This is a genomic window from Duganella kummerowiae (assembly GCF_053572355.1).
Genome location: NZ_JBKFEH010000010.1, coordinates 478,752 through 493,897, shown reverse-complemented (window position 1 = coordinate 493,897; position 15,146 = coordinate 478,752). Strand labels below are relative to the sequence as shown.

Genomic DNA, 15,146 nt, shown 5'->3' with positions numbered 1-15,146 from the left:
GCCAACGTTTTATCCATGTTCCCAGTAAATGCCTGGTCCCATACTTTGATGGTGGCGCCAAAGAAAGACACGTTCACATCCAATATCGTCGGAGAACTGAAGCGCTTCGGATTGTAGAGAAGTCGATGTCTCATAACGAAGCTCCTTCAACCAAATCTAAGCGATTACGGACCAATCGCACGGCACGTCTTGCTGGTCATTTACTGCGGGTGAGATGGCGCCACAGCCACGTAGGTGTCGCGCACCCCATCAGCAAAGCCGTTGGAGAAGTCGTTCCAAGTCCCGGAAGCAAGCCACAGGAACGCTGACAACGTCAGCATGGCACGGTTGTTTTTCTTGAAGCCGAAAATCAGCAGCAAGGCGCCTGTAACAAAAAAGAGCGGTGTAATGATAGCCATGATTGCCTTGGTTTTAACGTGTCTCGAGAAGCGCACGTAGCGCTCAAGTGCCCAGGGAGCATCTCCTCCTGGCGCTGCCAGCCACATACAAGCACACCTGTCCAGCATAGCATCACTCCGCGGTCGCAGTACTTGCAAAATGTCATAAACAAGCCAGAACGTTCCCCGACACGAGTCTACCCGGGGCCGTAAACCAGCAGGTACACCGCACTTCCAAACGCGGCAACAAACAGCACGACCGCAGCCCACCAGGTATCGAACGGCGCCACGCGTCTTGCAATGAGGACGGCGGAGAGGAAGCCGACGATCAGCATCGCGTCCAATAAGAGCACCGCCAGCACCAGCATGAGCCCGCCACCGGACAGCGCCAGCACGCCATGCAGCAGGGCGATCACGGACAGGCCCGCCGTGAATGCAATGATGGAGCTTGCCAGTTGGCGCAGCCGTGACTCGATGTGGACGACCATGCTGTCGAGCCTGAGCAGCGGTCTGCCGGCGCGGCGGGCCACTGCTGCCATCGTGCCGAACATCATGAGTCCCAGGAAAATGAAGGAGAAGGCATTGAAGGCGACAAAATCGGAGAACAGCGCGTGCGGCCACGTGTCGCCGCGCCAAAATGCCATTGGTCGCAGCCGGTCACGCCACAGCATCAACAACCCCACCACCGCGCCACAGGGGCCAAAGAACCGGGAATCCTGGCGCAACTCTGCTCGGAGATCATTCGCTATCGCGCGCAATACGCTGGGGATTTCGTCTGTCGGCTGCATGGAAAGCTCCTTTGATCGCTACCTGGGTAAAGAAATGGGAGATGCTGCCATCCCGGGCTCACGCCCCGGCGCCTGCCCGAGCACTTCCGGATGGTCTCGAGGACCGGGAGCTACGTCCTGGCTTTGCTGTGGTGGTAGTACAGATAGGCCAGCCCGACAGGCGCGATGAACATGGCCAGGAAATAGCACATGAGCATGGAAACCAATTTGGTCGCCAGGAAAAGCACGCCGTTGACAATGAAGAAATTCTGGCCGACGATGAAGCGGATCACGCTTTCGTACACGAAGCGCGAGTAGGGATACAGCAAGGTATTCAGTCCTATCCATAGCGCCTGCGGGAGCCGCCGCTCCAGCGGCATCGACTGTGTGGCCAGGTACCAGACCAGGGTGATCAGGCCGGCAAAGAACAGCTGGCGGAAGTAGTACTGTTTGGACAGGCCTCCAAACGTTTTGGCGAGCACATCGTTCATGACATCCTCCTTGGTTAAGGGTGCTGCGGATTGGGACTGCGATCACGGAATGCGGCGATTTCAGATGCGGCATCGGGCTTCTCGCTGCCGGCGGAAACGGTGTTCAAGCTGGACTTCCATTCCTTCGCGGCGGCGCTGGCCTTGATTGCGATGGCGATCTTGCCGCCCACGGTTTGCGCCATCCGGTTGCTAAAAGCGTCGCGGCCGACATCGAGGCCTCCCTTGACGAGGTGGCCCAGGGTCTTGGCGCCTACCAGGGCTGCACGTACGGGTAGTGATAGCTTGGACTGCGCTTTGGCAGCGCCGCTGCCGATGCCTTCCTGTGTTCCTTTGGCGCTGGCGCCCTGGGATGAGGAAACCGGTGATGATGAGGCCTGGGGTGAGTCGCCGGTACCGCTGGCGCTGGCGCTGCCGCCTCCGGCACCGCCACCATCAGGCGGGGCAGGCGTTTCCGAAGTAGCGCCGTCCGATGCCGGCGGAGAAGCGGCATCGCCGCCCGCCGCCTGTCCCGCGCCTGCGGCCTCACCCGCCTCACCATCGCCAGACGGGCCGCTCTCACCGCTGCTGGAGCCGGCTTCCGGCGCTGCACCCGCCCCGCCTCCGTCCTGTGTGCCGCCAGAATCGCCGAATCCGCCTGGCGCACCACCAGCGCCCCCGTCCTGGTCGCCTCCTGCTGAGCCACTCATTGATGAGCTTGACGCGCCGGCGGGGGTGTCGCCCATGGCGGCAGCAAATGGACTGACGCCTGACTGCCCACTCTGCCCGTCGCCACCCGCCGTGCCAGCCGCAGGCGGGGTCGCACCGCCACCGCCGTCGCCCCCACCGCCGCCTCCCCTGGCGCTGGAAATCGCAGCGCTGATCGCCTGGATGCCGCCGCCGATGTTGGCGGCGGCGGATACCGCAGCGGAAGCCACAGTGGCTGCCGCAGCGCCAAGCATGGATGCGGCAGCCATGGCATGGCCGGCGCCGAAGCCGGTGCCCAAGGCGCCGGTGCTGGAATTGGAAAGCGATCCCAACTGAGCCGGAATAGTACGAACCAAAACGAAGGTGATGACGGCCACTATCAGCATGACGGCAAGTTCGTTCAAGTTGAGTCCGCCGCTCATCGCCATGAAATAGTCATCGACAATTTTCTTAGCGATCCCGACAATCAGTACCATCGCGAAGAGCTGCGCAGCGATGTTGAGCACCATACGGTAATACCCGATCGCCATTTCCGAAGTCCATCGTGATCCACCGAAGCCGAGAAAGAAAATGCCCGCGTACGCAAGTATCCAGCCGCTGATCAGTAGTACCAGCATATTCACTGCGACTAGTGCCAGCACAACCAATATCCCTAATCCGATCAGCACCCCGCATATGCTATCAGTCATCGAAGCGATACTGGTTGCATCAACGACTTTGTCAAAGATGGCAAAGCCGACGTCGACTATTCCGGACGGCGAGAGATCGTCTCCAGTTTTGGCTGCTTCCGCACCGATCCGGCGCATGGAGACCATAATCGAGGTAGCATACTTTGGCCCCTTGTCCAGCAACCACCAGAAGAACCCGGTAAAAATTGTGAACCGTAAGAACTCTGCGAAGAACTCAGCTATATCCGCTTTCCGTATGGCCATCATGCCAAAGGTCCAGACCATACTGATGGTCGCCAGTGTCCAGAACAGCCAAGAGGCCCGCGCTGTAATGGTCCTTTCCCATGATTCCGCAATGTCAGAATAGCGGGACAGCACCTTATCAAAGACACCAGCGTTGTCTACAACTGCGTGCGCCTCGAGCGAGAAGCCTACCCCAACAATAACCATGACAAACAAGCACATGGAAGAGGCACTAATCTTGGTATTCATCTCAACTCCTCTGCACATCTTGATCGGCTACCAGGTCACATGTGGACTAGGTTTAAACCTGCTGGCTCGCGGACACTGCTTCTCAAGCTCCTTTTTCTTTATCGGATCAGTGGTCTTGTTCATCTCGACACAGGCCGGACTAGCGACCAATGGTTCGGGCTTACATCCAGCCAAAAGAGCAAGAACGAAAAGCCAGCCGGCGCAGAGAACGAAGTTTTTTTTCGCATCCATGATTAATCTCCTTTTCATCACCATTTTTTGTCGGCGCTCTTCTTGTACCGGCTAGCGCGAAACGTTGCAGAAAAAGCGGCTTCCTTCGCCTCCCTGTCGGCCAGCACCTGATCGCGCGTAGTGATCGCATTCTGCTGCGCGATCAGCAGCGCCCGGATCTGCAACAGCTGGTTGGCGCTGTGGCTGGCCAGTTGGTTGGCGTAGCCGATGGCCTGCAGCTGGCCGCTTGAGCTGCGGGCGGCGCTCTGGAGCTGCTGCAGCCTGGCGGCATCGGTCTCCATCGCGGATAGCTGCCGGTCCAGGCCCTTGAACAGGGCATCGTTGGCGCGCTTCTGGGCCACCGAGCCGATGCGTTCGGACTCCGACAGCGCGGCCCACTCCGCCGCCGAGCAGCCGTTCACGCTGAAGCACGGAGAGCTGCGGTAGTAGCTGGTGTCGCGGAACTTGCCCAGGTAGCTGTCCACGCTCCCCAGCGTGGTCTTGAAATAGTTCAGGGTGTCGATGCTACCGCGCAGCTGGTTCATGGTAGTGCTGGCGGCGTCCCAGATGTTGGTCACCGGGGCCAGCGTGTTCTGCAGCATGTTTTCGTATTGCTGCAGCTGGGTCTGGTACTGCTGGATCTGCTTCAAGGTTTGCGCCACCTGCTCCAGCGCGGTGACGACGTTCTGGCTCAGGTTGCTGCCGTCGATCACGGGCAGCGCAGCCCGGGTCGGTGCGGCAGACAGCAGGGATAACGCGCACAGCATCGCGATCTTGCGGGCGGTGCGGCGCGGCGGCATGGGTGTCATGGCTTTCTCCTTTCAATAGTCAAACGGCACATAGGGACGGCTGAAGGTGAGGTCCTTGGTCACGGTAACGTTGAGCCGGTAGCCAGGCCGGATCTCCAGCGTGGGTGCGATGTTGAGGTTCTTGGAAATGAGCTGGGCCGTGGTCATGCCCAGCTGCTGCCCCAGCGCTTCGCTGAGGGCCGTACCGGCGCTCGGACGGCCGTACAGGCTGGCAGTGCTGTCGCGCTGGGTCATGGCGATGCCGGCAGTGATGCCCGACATCAGGAAGGCGGAGGAGAACAGCCGGACATAATGCGCGTTGACCTGGTCGGTCAGCCCGCTGAAGCCCGCGCTGTCCGCCCCGGGCATGGCGCCGATGTCCATCGCCCGTCCGTCCGGAAAGATGATGCGCTGCCAAGCCACCAGCACGCGGGATTGGCCGTACACCAATTCGCTCGAATAGGTACCAATCAGGCGCGCGCCCTGCGGGATCAACTTGTATTTTCCCAGCGCCGTGTCGTACACATCCTGGCTCACCTGCGCGTTGATCTGCCCCGGCAGGTCGGAGTTGATACCGGTCAGCAGCGTGGCCGGGATGACGAAGCCTGTGCGCAGTTCGTAGGGGGTGCGTGGTGCTTCGGGCCGGGAGTCGAGGCGCCAGCGGTCCCCCTGCCCTGTGCCGGCAAAGGTGTAGAGCGATTTGCCTGCGGCGCTTCCAGCCGAAGGCGCCGCGCCTGTCGTATCCGGCGGCTTCCGGTCCGCTCCTTCCCCCTGCGCGGCGCCGCCCTGCAGCAATTGCAAGCGTGCCTGGTAGGCAGCCAGGGTGTCGTCGGGGCCGGCGGACAGTTGCTGGCGTACGGCGGCCAGGCGGGATGCCGTATCGCCCGCGTCGCGCAGGGCAATCCCGGTTCCCGCGCGCGCGCCGCCCAGGTTGACCGACGACCTGGCCCTGACCGCCTCATCGAACTGCTGCAGCTTCATGACGCGGATACGGCTGGCCTCCTCTGCGGCCGGACTGGGCTGCTGCGCGGCCGCTACCGGCGGCGCTGGCATGGGTGCCGGTGCCTGGGGCGGCAGTTCCGGCGCAAGTGGCGGAGCGGTCTCGATGGCAGGAATGGCTGGCGGATTGGCGGATTTTTCCGTTACCAGGCCGGCCTGCTGCTCGCCTGCGACCTCCTTGGCGAACATCGCGGTGCTGCCGCCCTGCTCTTCGCGATTTGGTTCTGGCGGCCGGTTCTGCCGCGCCGAGCGGTCGGAAGCAACCAGCGCCATGATGATCAGCACCACCGCCAGTCCCGCCAGCACGATGTACACCGGCAGGTTGTTCACGCGCCGCACCCCGGCGTGCTTGGCAGGCTGCCCAGGCGAGGCGTCAGGGGACATCAGATCCGCAGCATGCTTGTTCATGGGCGTCACTCCTTGCGGGTCCAGGCGCCGGCGGGCGCCATCCCGTCCCCGTGCAGCTGGTATAAGCGGGACAGGCGGGCCCGGTTCACGTCCAGCGTCAGGCGATAGGTGGCGGCGTCCAGCGGCTGGTCCAGCACATACGCCAGGGGCAGGCTCCCCGCGCCATCCTGCGGGCTGCCCGGTGCTGCCGCCGCAGCCTGCGTGGCCAGCGCATAGCCGTGCGCACGCAGTGCCGATTCAAGGGCAGGCCCGAAGGGATCTCCGGACTGCGGCTGCAGCGCGAAGCGCGTGCTGGCGGGCGGATAGAGCCGCGCCAGCTGGTCGGCCGCCTGCTCCGCCAGCCATCCACTGTGCTTTGTGTCCGGCAGCAAGGCGCTAGACGGTGCGGGCGGCTGCGCCGCGCATCCGGCCAGCAGCAGCGCCATCAGGAATGGTGTGATCGATCGAACCATGTCATTTCTCCCGGGTGATGGTGACGCGGTCCTGGCTGCGGCCCACGCCGCTGATCAGGATGCCCTTGTCGAACACCGCATCGACGATGTAGCGGTCGCCCTGCAGGCGGTAGTTCACCTGCGCCACCTCCTCGTCTTTGAACAGCCCGCCCTCCTTGCGTAGCAGCAGGAGTGCCGGGGCGTCGGTCTGGGACATGGCCTTGGGCACCTGGATGACGGTCTTGACGCCGTCGTTGTAGACCCGCACCGGCTTCCACGCTGCCGTGCCGCTCACGCTATAGCGGAAATCGAGGTCGCCCAGGTATTCCTTGGTTTCCGGCAGGGTCCGGGCTTCGCGTTCCTTCACTTCCTTCGCCTTGGTTGCCTCCCATTTCGCCATCGCCTCCTCGGGATAAGTAAACGCGATGCGCGGCATGAATTCGCTGCGATGGGAGCGCAAGTTCAGGTGATAGGTACGGCGGTTGGTGGTGACCACGGCCGTGCTCTGCAAGCCGACGTCGAGGGGCTTGATGATCAGGTGGACGATGTCGCCAATGGCACTGCCGCTCACCGCCGGTTCTACCGTAAAGCGCGGGTCCCCAATGTTCAGGTTGTTGACCTGTTCGCCCGGCTGCAGTTCGATATCGCATATCTGCAGCACTGCGCACACCACATTGACCTGCTGCACGCCGTACATGAATTGCACGCCGCCCTGCGGGCCGGGCAGCGGCTTGATGGCGTCGGCGTCCGGCGCCTGCCATTTCTGCGCGATGGCCAGCGCCGCCTTTTCCTGCGGGTTCAGCTTCGGGGTTGCGGTAGCGAAGTAGGCATCGGCCTTGTCGGCGCCCTGGGCCGCCATTGCGGCCAGCGCCAGTGCCGATGCCAGCAGTTGTCTTTTCATTGCTGTCTCCTAGAGTAACTTGGTCCATGAAAAGCTGCGGATGTGGATGCCGAGCGGGTTGTTACGCACGCCGTCCTCGGTTGCCGCCGGTGATGGCGGTGCGACATAGACCGTCACCAGGGCGCGCCAGCGCTGTGGGTTAGACTCGCTCTGCCCCGAACTGTTCCGTACCGCCTTGATGGCGCCCTGGCGGTCGCGGATGGTTTCCAGCCATTCGACTTGCCAGGTGTCGGCGGTCTGCGGGATCACCGACGTCAGTTCGATATCCACGGTTTCCTTCTCGGCGCGCTTGAACGGGTTGCTCTCCGGCGATCCGTTCAGCCATTCATTGGTCTTGGCGGTGGCCGCGTCGTTCGGCGCCAGCATGGCGTAGACGCGAAAGACGGCCTTGCGCTGCAAGGCAATGTCCGGGGTCACCATGCGCACGTCGCTGATCCAGCCGCCCACCGCCGCGCGCACGATGCGCCAATCGGCGGGCGCCGCCTTTTCCGCCGGTCCGACGGCGCTGGGCTGGCGCGCCTTGTCCACCTCGACCACGTAAGGGACAAAACGCGACTGGCTGCCGATGTAGGCCATGCCACCCACGGCGGCCAGCGCGATCAGCATGGCCAGTACCGCCAACAGCTGGAACATCTGGCGGCTGGCGATATTGGCCGCCACCTGGTCGTTCCAGGTGCGGCGCGCCGCCAGATAGGGGTTGTCATGCTCGCCAGCGCGGCGGCCACCGTCGATGGCCTGGGTATTCGGGCGCGTGGCCTGCTCCTTGCCCGGTGCGAGCGATTTGAATATGTCGGCGATGTTCATGCGGGACCTCCATAGTTTTCCAGTGCCAGGCCTTTGCGGGCCAGCCAGAGGGGCAGCCAGGCGTCGCCATGCTCCGCTTCCAGCTGCTCGATGGCGGCGATCGAATCGGGATCGGTGGAACCGGCAATCGCCATGGCCAGCGGCCCGAGCGCCAGTTCATACAAACGGCTGCCCTGCTCCGAGACCGCGTAGTAATGCCGCTTCGGCACGGCCGCGGCGATGATGTCGATCTGGCGCTCGTTCAGGCCCATGTGCCGGTACAGGGCGGCGGCGTCCGGGTTGCGGGCATCGCGGTTGGGCAGGTAGATGCGCGTGGCGGTCGATTCGATGATCACGTCCAGGATGCCGCTGCGGGCCGCGTCCGACAGACTTTGGGTCGCCATCAGCAGCACGCAATTGGCCTTGGCAAAGGCCTTGAGCCATTCGCGTATCTTTTCCCGGAACACCGGGTGGCCCAGCATCAGCCAGGCCTCGTCGATGATGATGATGGCGGGCTGCCCAAGCAGGCTGCGTGCGATGCGGCGGAACAGGTACAGCAGTACCGGCAGCGCGAACTTCTCGCCCATGCCCAGCAGTTCGCCGATCTCGAAGGTGGTGGTGCCGGCCAGTTCCAGGCCGTCGCTTTCGGCGTCGAGCAAATGTCCCATCAGGCCATCCACCGTGTACTGCTGCAGCGCGGCGCGGATATCCTTGTCCTGCACGGTGAGGCAGAATTCGGACAGCGTGCGCGACCTGCTCTCGTACATGTTGATGACGGCCTCGCCGATGGCGTTGCGCTGCTCTGGCGTGGTATCCACGCCATTCAGGGCCAGCAGGGTATCAATCCACTCCATGGCCCAGGCGCGGTCGGTGCGCGTGGCGAGGAACTGCAGCGGGCAGAAGGCCAGCGGCGAGCCGTCGCCGCCTATCCTGAAGTGGCTTCCGCCCACGGCGCGCGTGACCGGATACATGGACATGCCCTTGTCGAAGATGTACAGCGACATGTCCGGATAGCGCAGCGCCTGCAGCGCGATCATGGCCAGCTGGGTGGACTTGCCGGCCCGGGTCGGGCCGAAGATCAGCGTGTGGCCCAGGTCGCGGACATGCAGGTTCAGGCGGGACGGCGTGGAACCGATGGTCACGCAGCTCATCAGGGCGGGCGACTGCGGCGGGTACATCGGGCATGGCGCGTGGTCCTGGCCGGTCCAGATGCTGCTGGTCGGCAGCAGGTCGGCCAGGTTCAGGGTGTTGAGCAGCGGCCGGCGCACATTCTCTACGCCGTGGCCGGGCAGGCTGCCCAGGAAGGCGTCCATGGTGTTGATGGTTTCCACCCGCGCCGTGAAGCCAAGGCGGTTGACGGCCTTCTCCAGCGCACGCGCGGACAGCTCCAGCTGCTCGCGGCGTTCGTCCATCAGCACCACCACGCTGGTGTAATAGCCTTGCGTGACCAGGCCGCTGTTGGTCTCGGCAATGGCGGCCTGCGCGTCGTTCGCCATGCTCGCCGCATCCTCGTCGATGCTGCCGGTGCTGGTGTTGAACACCTGGTCGAAGAAGCCACGTATCTTCTGCTTCCACTTCTTGCGGTATTTTTCCAGCTGGGCCACGGCCTGGTGCGCATCGAGGAAGATGAAGCGCGACGACCAGCGGTACTCGCACGCCTGCTCGGCCAGTTCCGCCAGGATGCCGGGCGTGGACTCCAGTGGAAAGCCGTCGATGGCGACCACCTGTACAAACTTGCGGCCGATGCGTGGCACCACCCCGCTCCACAGCTCCTGGCCGCCAATCAGGTTATCGATGTACATGGGATTGGCGGGCAGTACCACCGGATGGTTGACGCCCGTGATGCAGAACTGCAGCCAGCGCAGGAAGTCGTCATGCAGCGCCACGCTGCCATCCTCGCGCGCGACCGGGTGCCCGCGCAGGCGGTTCAGCTTCAAGGCGGCGGACAGGCGCGACTCCAGGCTGGCGCATTCGCGCTGGAAATGGGCGATCAGGCCGTGCGTGCGGGCCTTGCCGTCCCTGGGACTGGCGTCGTCGTCGAACATCAGCTCGACCAGCTTGCGCTGCGCCAGCAGGGGCGGGAAATAGGTGACGGTGAGGACAAACACGCCCTCGTACATGGTGCCGATGCGCTGGAACAGCCGCCGCCGTTCCTCGTCCACGGCGGCCGACAGCGCATCCGGGAAGGCCGAGGCTTCCGGAGGGGGATAGCCAGGCGCCGAACGGCGCACCGCATCCACATGGATCATCCAGCCATTGCCCAGGCGGGCCAGGGCCTGATTCAGGTGCAGGGAGACGGCCTCGCGCCGGGCATCGGTGCTGCCCGCGTTGTCGTCGCACTGGTAGGCCCAGGCGGCCATGAGGGCGCCGTTCTTGCAGACGATGACGCCATCCTCCGCCACGGCGGCGTAGTTGAGCAGGTCCGCCAGGCCTGGTCCGGTGCCGCGATGGCGGGCCAGCCGCTGGGCGCTGCCGGCCGTGCGGAGACGCAGGGCCAGCAGCGCGAGCATGAGCGCGCCCAGGGCGGCAATGGCGGTGACGAGTGCGGGCATCATGAGTATTGCTTCCCTTGCTCACGGCTGTTGGCGCGGAACGGCGTGGCGCGCGGCGGATAATAGGCCTGGTAGCGGCGGTGCCGCAGGTAGACGTGGCGCATCTGCGGATCGGCCTTGGCCATCAGGCGCGCCAAGTACAGCGCCACGAACCACAGCGATATGCCCGCCACGGAGGCGCGCAGTTCCTGGGCGCTGAACACCAGGGCGAAGGCGACCAGGCCGACGAACATGACCAGCTCGCGATCCCCGCCCATGAACAGGTTGAGGCGGTTGCCCACGCGGCGGATCGGAATGGAGCGCAGCGCCATGGTCAGGCTCCCGCGCGCACCAGTTCCGGTGCGCAGTTGGTGGCGCTATCGCAGGCGACCGCCACTTCCGCGCCACGGCCGAAGAAGGTGCTCATCACGTTCTGGGCGCCGACCAGGAAGGCCATCACCAGCACCAGGAACACCATGGTGCGGAAGAAGCCATTGAGGTCGCCGCCGAAGATCAGCACGCCGCCGGCGATGACGATGCCGACCACGGACAAAGTAAAGGCCACCGGACCGGTGACGGAATTGCGCAGATTGGTCAGCCAGGTTTCATACGGCAGCGAGCCGCCGGTGCCCTCGGCCGCCATGGCGCTGTGCGGGATCAGTACCGCCAGCAGCAGGATGGCGAGGGCCAGGTAACACACGCGCCGGATGTGTGGCATGCGCGCGGGGGTAAAACAGGTAAAGGCAGTCATGGCATGGTCCTCCTAGATGGTCTTGGTGAGATAGCGGCCGTCCTCATAGCCCGCCAGCTCGATGACTTCCTGCACACGGCGGCCTTCGGGAACGCGGGCGATGTGGACGACCAGGTGAACCGCCTCACCAATGAGCGGTTCAATGTGGGTGGGCGCCGCGTCGTTGCGGCTGATGAGTGATTTCAAGCGGGTCAGCGCGGACCAGGGATTGTTGGCGTGCAGGGTGGCGGCGCCGCCTTCATGGCCGGTGTTCCACGCGTCGAGCAGGTCGAGCGCTTCCAGTCCCCGCACTTCGCCGACCAGGATGCGGTCGGGCCGCATGCGCAGGATCACTTTGAGCAGGGCGCTCATGGGCACTTCCACGGTGCTGTGGTACTGGACGAAGTTCTCGGCGGCGCACTGGATCTCGCCGGTATCCTCGATGATGCAGATGCGCTCACGGGGATCGCAGGCCACCATCTCGCCGATGATGGCGTTTACCAGCGTGGTCTTGCCGGAGCCGGTGCCGCCGCTCACCAGGATGTTGCGGTGGCGGCGCACCGCGTCGCGCAAGGCATCGCGATGACGCGGCGACATGATCTCTTCGCGTACATAGTCGTCCAGCGTGAAGACGGCAATGGCGCGCTTGCGGATGGCGAAGGTGGGGGACGCGACGACGGGCGGCACCTGGCCGGCGAAGCGCGAGCCGTCGAGCGGCAGCTCGCCTTCCACGATGGGCATGGTCGCGGTGACCGCCTTGCCCAGGCAGCTGGCGACGGTGCGGATCACGGCCTCGCCTTGCGCCGCGCGCAGGGCGCCGATGCAGCGCATGGTCTCGCCCAGCCGTTCCTGCCACAGGCGGCCGTCGGCGTTGAGCATGATTTCCACGGTGCGCGGATCGTGCAGCGCGGCCAGCAGCACGGGTCCCATGTCCCGTTCCAGCTTGCGCTGTGCGCGTGCTTGCACCTCGTTATCGGCCGATATATCCATGATGGGTCCCCAGTTCGATGAGGACCAATCTAGCGCACGCTAGATACAGCGGAAAAGCGCAATCGCTATGTTTGACGGGCTCGCCGGGGCCTATGTGCGCGTTGTTTGAGCAAGCGCAAATCCAATCGCCGGGTTTATTGAGATCAGGAAAAGCTACTGTTTGGAAATCTGTTTCTGGGTCATTTTATCCAGGGCCGATAATGGAAGTAGTGCTCGACCTTGGGGCGCACGTTAGTCTGTCTGCTTCACTTCTCGGTGGCGCGGCCCACGTTTTCTTCTTGGGAGTCTTGTGCAAACGGGCCGCACGAATGTGCGCCAGGTGATATCGGTATTTTCGCTGCCGGCCGTTCGCCGACATCCTGATGCTCGGCGTCGCCCATGATGACCTTTTGCGGCAATGCAGCGGCACGTATGCTGGGGTGACGTCGGCCAAGTTGCCGGCCTTGCCGATCACGCCGTGCAGCAGTTCGGTCGACGGCTGACAGTTTCCAAAATGGCTAGATGATGCCTTTCGCGCAGCGTTGAGCCATCGCTGGCATGGAAGTTAATTTTGTCGAAGATTCGTTTGATCCAATTGCGCTGTTCCAGCAGGCGCGGGACGTAGAGCGGCGTCGTCGCGTTGGGCGCCGAGTCGACGGGCAAGCCGATGCCCAAAACCGCCTATGGCCTCCCTGGAATAGATAGCGTCTTCGACTTCCTCGTTTGAAACGCCGAAACGCTGCTGCACAATGTACGCCGCCCAGCGACGCTGCGCGACGGTATTTCAGCAGTCTCCTAGCGCGACTGCCGACTTCTAGCGAAATGCCCAAAAATTGCCTAATGGACATTGGCACGTTCAGCTATTAGACTGACGATGGTACTTCTGCAAGCGTGCAGGACTATCCCGATGAAATTTACGAAAAGCAGATTCCCAGGTTTAAACGAAGCGGTGGGAGGGGCCATCGGCCTTGGCACAACTGCCAGATGTGCCGTGCGATGCCTCCTTGACACCACGCCAGCGAAAAAATAATTGAATCGAGTAAGACGGATTATCTATGGATGTTACTTGGGACGGCGTCATACGCTCTGATGCATTATCCGACGACGCGGCGAGTGTTCGCATTCGACTTGCTGATGCTGCGAGGGACTACGAGTGGCCGACGGTTTTCGATATCCTCTCTGAAAATAGCGAACTTGTGAACTCCTGTCGGCCAGATGGGAGCGCGCTATATTCCCCCCTGCATCAGGCCGCCTACGCTGGAGCGTCTACCGAGGTAATAAGGCGTCTTATAGAACTTGGCGCATGGAGAACACTTCAGAATGCACGCGGGGAGCGCGCCCTTGATGTGGCCGAAAGGAAGGGTCACTATCAGCTACGAGAGATTCTTAGTCCTGTGCTAAACCATCAGGTCCCAACTGGCGTGTTATTGAAAATCCAGTCCAACTTCCACAACGTTATTCGAGGGAGAATTGATCGCGAGCTTCCAAATCATTTCTTGAGGCTTCCGGAACTGGAACCGCTACTGGAACTGGATAGGCCTCAAACGTGGTTCCCGGTCCCGGGAATGTATGGCGGGTTCAATTATTGGCTCGACGCCACCGGGGTCGAGGCCAAGCTAATTGTTGAAAGCTGGTGTCGAGTCGTTGGGGGTTCCGGGCAGCGTCATGAAATTACGTCGCAAGGCGGCCGGCTTGTGGCAGAGGGCTTTGTCTAACTAGAGTGAATAGCAGTGCCCAAGGCATCGACTACCAGCCTGTTGAAATACTCGTGACGCCGGCCTATGCCACTATCAGACGACGGTGGCAGCTGGCTTACATCGCAGCGGGATTTCTAGGGACTATTTAAGCGGTTTCAAGCTGATTAGCGCTTAATCCAAGTCAGTGCGCTGGACGGACCTGCCCAGCAAGCGCTTCCGGCGTCCGGTGGTAAGCGGCCAGGTAAGCGCGAACATCTGGTGCACTTTTCGCAGGCCGCGCCATCACCTGCGCATCGTGAAAAGGCTTTCGGTGAGCGTGTCGAGACCGCGCGTCGCTGCTCCGGATCAGGTGGGAAATTCGGGATCTCCTCAATAGACCGCCCTGCGAGGCTTTGACGCCGCATTTCAGCAGCCCGCTAGCGCTTGAGCTTCTTGCGGTTTTCCTGATTCCAGCGCCGCACCGTGAATGCCTGGAACGGCGTCAGCACGGCAGTGACTCTTACGTAGCCGCTGGGCAGGCTGGTGGGATTCTGCCCTTCCATCAACGCACCGAGCGTGGCTTCGTCCAGGTCGGTGATTTCCAGCAGCGCGGGCAAGGCCGTGCCCAGGGCGCGCGCGATCGCATCGAGGATCTTCAGCGAAGGATTGGCCTTGCCATTGGTGAGGTCGGACAGGAACGACACCGAAATGCCGGCCTTATCGGCCAGCTCGCTCTTGGTCATGTGCTGCTCGTCAAGCAGGCGCAGCACATTGGTGAAGAAGATCTGGTTGTACACGGTGGTCCAGTAAGGTGCGCCCTGATTTATCCGCTGAAGTTATTGAGCTGGCTCAAGCGAGCGTGCCGCTGTTTGTGATCATCGTTTCGGCCCGTGTCTACCCTGGCGTGCAGACTGGGCGACCGCAGCCCGGCCGCCCTCGTAGTCGATGCGCGCGGGAGTGCCAATCTGCAGCGCCTGGCTGAAGGCGGCGGCATCGTGGCGCACCAGGCTCATGCCGGATTGCTGGTACACAGATTGTTTGTCCACATGGACGATGACGCCAAGGTGGGATTTCGATTGATCCGCCGTCTGCGCCGCATCGAGCCGGTAGATGCCAGGCTTGATCTGGCCCGCCTTGTCCACCTTGTCCGTGGTCCAGGCGCCATCGCGCTCGCTTTGCAGCAGGCGCTGCCCGTTCATGACCAAGAGCCGCTGTGTCATCGGTGTGGTCTCTCCACGAAT

The 15,146-nt window shown here is 62.8% G+C and carries 17 protein-coding genes; all 17 read right to left on the bottom strand.

Translation table 11 applies throughout. The features are described 5' to 3' along the window. Nucleotides 1-200: 200 nt before the first annotated feature. The 17 genes from ACLB1G_RS15890 to ACLB1G_RS15810 all read right to left on the bottom strand — a co-directional run bounded on the left by ACLB1G_RS15890 (nucleotide 201) and on the right by ACLB1G_RS15810 (nucleotide 15,125). Nucleotides 201-485, bottom strand: coding sequence for a hypothetical protein (locus ACLB1G_RS15890; RefSeq protein WP_491628194.1), 285 nt, complete (start codon nucleotides 483-485; stop codon nucleotides 201-203). A gap of 89 nt (nucleotides 486-574) precedes the next feature. Further along, the gene (locus tag ACLB1G_RS15885; protein ID WP_491628193.1) at nucleotides 575-1,165 is read right to left on the bottom strand and encodes a hypothetical protein; all 591 of its coding nucleotides are present in this window, start codon (nucleotides 1,163-1,165) and stop codon (nucleotides 575-577) included. A gap of 110 nt (nucleotides 1,166-1,275) precedes the next feature. Then, complete coding sequence (locus ACLB1G_RS15880) at nucleotides 1,276-1,635, bottom strand: hypothetical protein (protein ID WP_491628192.1); 360 nt, start codon at nucleotides 1,633-1,635, stop codon at nucleotides 1,276-1,278. A 14-nt stretch (nucleotides 1,636-1,649) separates the two neighbouring features. Continuing rightward, nucleotides 1,650-3,479 carry a P-type conjugative transfer protein TrbL gene (trbL, locus tag ACLB1G_RS15875; protein ID WP_491628191.1) on the bottom strand — a complete coding sequence of 610 codons (1,830 nt, stop codon included), beginning with the start codon at nucleotides 3,477-3,479 and terminating at the stop codon, nucleotides 1,650-1,652. Nucleotides 3,480-3,506: 27 nt separating this feature from the next. Further along, the gene (trbK, locus tag ACLB1G_RS15870; protein WP_491628190.1) at nucleotides 3,507-3,710 is read right to left on the bottom strand and encodes an entry exclusion lipoprotein TrbK; all 204 of its coding nucleotides are present in this window, start codon (nucleotides 3,708-3,710) and stop codon (nucleotides 3,507-3,509) included. 17 nt (nucleotides 3,711-3,727) lie between these two features. Next, nucleotides 3,728-4,498: a P-type conjugative transfer protein TrbJ gene (trbJ, locus tag ACLB1G_RS15865; protein ID WP_491628189.1), complete on the bottom strand. Its 771-nt coding sequence runs from the start codon at nucleotides 4,496-4,498 to the stop codon at nucleotides 3,728-3,730. Between the two features lie 12 nt (nucleotides 4,499-4,510). Next, nucleotides 4,511-5,884, bottom strand: a complete 1,374-nt coding sequence (locus ACLB1G_RS15860; RefSeq protein ID WP_491628188.1) for a TrbI/VirB10 family protein — start codon at nucleotides 5,882-5,884, stop codon at nucleotides 4,511-4,513. Between the two features lie 5 nt (nucleotides 5,885-5,889). After that, nucleotides 5,890-6,336, bottom strand: coding sequence for a conjugal transfer protein TrbH (locus tag ACLB1G_RS15855; RefSeq protein WP_491628187.1), 447 nt, complete (start codon nucleotides 6,334-6,336; stop codon nucleotides 5,890-5,892). A gap of 1 nt (nucleotide 6,337) precedes the next feature. Then, nucleotides 6,338-7,216, bottom strand: a complete 879-nt coding sequence (gene trbG, locus ACLB1G_RS15850) for a P-type conjugative transfer protein TrbG (protein WP_491628186.1) — start codon at nucleotides 7,214-7,216, stop codon at nucleotides 6,338-6,340. Nucleotides 7,217-7,225: 9 nt separating this feature from the next. Continuing rightward, nucleotides 7,226-8,020, bottom strand: a complete 795-nt coding sequence (locus ACLB1G_RS15845) for a VirB8/TrbF family protein (RefSeq protein WP_491628185.1) — start codon at nucleotides 8,018-8,020, stop codon at nucleotides 7,226-7,228. Next, complete coding sequence (locus tag ACLB1G_RS15840) at nucleotides 8,017-10,554, bottom strand: VirB4 family type IV secretion/conjugal transfer ATPase (RefSeq protein WP_491628184.1); 2,538 nt, start codon at nucleotides 10,552-10,554, stop codon at nucleotides 8,017-8,019. The genes ACLB1G_RS15845 and ACLB1G_RS15840 overlap by 4 nt, the downstream gene beginning before the upstream one ends. Continuing rightward, entirely contained in the window at nucleotides 10,551-10,862 is a 312-nt protein-coding gene (locus ACLB1G_RS15835) for a conjugal transfer protein TrbD (RefSeq protein ID WP_491628183.1), read from the bottom strand. Before ACLB1G_RS15835 ends, ACLB1G_RS15840 begins: the two co-directional genes overlap by 4 nt. 2 nt (nucleotides 10,863-10,864) lie before the next feature. Then, entirely contained in the window at nucleotides 10,865-11,281 is a 417-nt protein-coding gene (trbC, locus tag ACLB1G_RS15830; RefSeq protein WP_491628182.1) for a conjugal transfer system pilin TrbC, read from the bottom strand. Nucleotides 11,282-11,293: 12 nt separating this feature from the next. After that, nucleotides 11,294-12,250, bottom strand: a complete 957-nt coding sequence (trbB, locus tag ACLB1G_RS15825; protein WP_491628181.1) for a P-type conjugative transfer ATPase TrbB — start codon at nucleotides 12,248-12,250, stop codon at nucleotides 11,294-11,296. Nucleotides 12,251-12,700: 450 nt separating this feature from the next. After that, nucleotides 12,701-12,904 carry a hypothetical protein gene (locus tag ACLB1G_RS15820; RefSeq protein ID WP_491628180.1) on the bottom strand — a complete coding sequence of 68 codons (204 nt, stop codon included), beginning with the start codon at nucleotides 12,902-12,904 and terminating at the stop codon, nucleotides 12,701-12,703. Nucleotides 12,905-14,342: 1,438 nt separating this feature from the next. Next, entirely contained in the window at nucleotides 14,343-14,702 is a 360-nt protein-coding gene (locus ACLB1G_RS15815; protein WP_491628179.1) for a transcriptional regulator, read from the bottom strand. A gap of 78 nt (nucleotides 14,703-14,780) precedes the next feature. After that, nucleotides 14,781-15,125 (bottom strand): KfrB domain-containing protein, encoded by a 345-nt coding sequence (locus ACLB1G_RS15810; RefSeq protein ID WP_491628178.1) that lies wholly within the window; start codon nucleotides 15,123-15,125, stop codon nucleotides 14,781-14,783. Nucleotides 15,126-15,146: the final 21 nt, after the last annotated feature.

What these genes read in the sequence shown, in the direction of transcription:
- ACLB1G_RS15890 (WP_491628194.1), bottom strand. Translation starts at nt 485, where the DNA reads ATGTGGCTGGCAGCGCCAGGAGGAGATGCTCCCTGGGCACTTGAGCGC.
- ACLB1G_RS15885 (WP_491628193.1), bottom strand. Translation starts at nt 1,165, where the DNA reads ATGCAGCCGACAGACGAAATCCCCAGCGTATTGCGCGCGATAGCGAAT.
- ACLB1G_RS15880 (WP_491628192.1), bottom strand. Translation starts at nt 1,635, where the DNA reads ATGAACGATGTGCTCGCCAAAACGTTTGGAGGCCTGTCCAAACAGTAC.
- trbL (WP_491628191.1), bottom strand. Translation starts at nt 3,479, where the DNA reads ATGAATACCAAGATTAGTGCCTCTTCCATGTGCTTGTTTGTCATGGTT.
- trbK (WP_491628190.1), bottom strand. Translation starts at nt 3,710, where the DNA reads ATGGATGCGAAAAAAAACTTCGTTCTCTGCGCCGGCTGGCTTTTCGTT.
- trbJ (WP_491628189.1), bottom strand. Translation starts at nt 4,498, where the DNA reads ATGACACCCATGCCGCCGCGCCGCACCGCCCGCAAGATCGCGATGCTG.
- ACLB1G_RS15860 (WP_491628188.1), bottom strand. Translation starts at nt 5,884, where the DNA reads ATGAACAAGCATGCTGCGGATCTGATGTCCCCTGACGCCTCGCCTGGG.
- ACLB1G_RS15855 (WP_491628187.1), bottom strand. Translation starts at nt 6,336, where the DNA reads ATGGTTCGATCGATCACACCATTCCTGATGGCGCTGCTGCTGGCCGGA.
- trbG (WP_491628186.1), bottom strand. Translation starts at nt 7,216, where the DNA reads ATGAAAAGACAACTGCTGGCATCGGCACTGGCGCTGGCCGCAATGGCG.
- ACLB1G_RS15845 (WP_491628185.1), bottom strand. Translation starts at nt 8,020, where the DNA reads ATGAACATCGCCGACATATTCAAATCGCTCGCACCGGGCAAGGAGCAG.
- ACLB1G_RS15840 (WP_491628184.1), bottom strand. Translation starts at nt 10,554, where the DNA reads ATGATGCCCGCACTCGTCACCGCCATTGCCGCCCTGGGCGCGCTCATG.
- ACLB1G_RS15835 (WP_491628183.1), bottom strand. Translation starts at nt 10,862, where the DNA reads ATGGCGCTGCGCTCCATTCCGATCCGCCGCGTGGGCAACCGCCTCAAC.
- trbC (WP_491628182.1), bottom strand. Translation starts at nt 11,281, where the DNA reads ATGACTGCCTTTACCTGTTTTACCCCCGCGCGCATGCCACACATCCGG.
- trbB (WP_491628181.1), bottom strand. Translation starts at nt 12,250, where the DNA reads ATGGATATATCGGCCGATAACGAGGTGCAAGCACGCGCACAGCGCAAG.
- ACLB1G_RS15810 (WP_491628178.1), bottom strand. Translation starts at nt 15,125, where the DNA reads ATGACACAGCGGCTCTTGGTCATGAACGGGCAGCGCCTGCTGCAAAGC.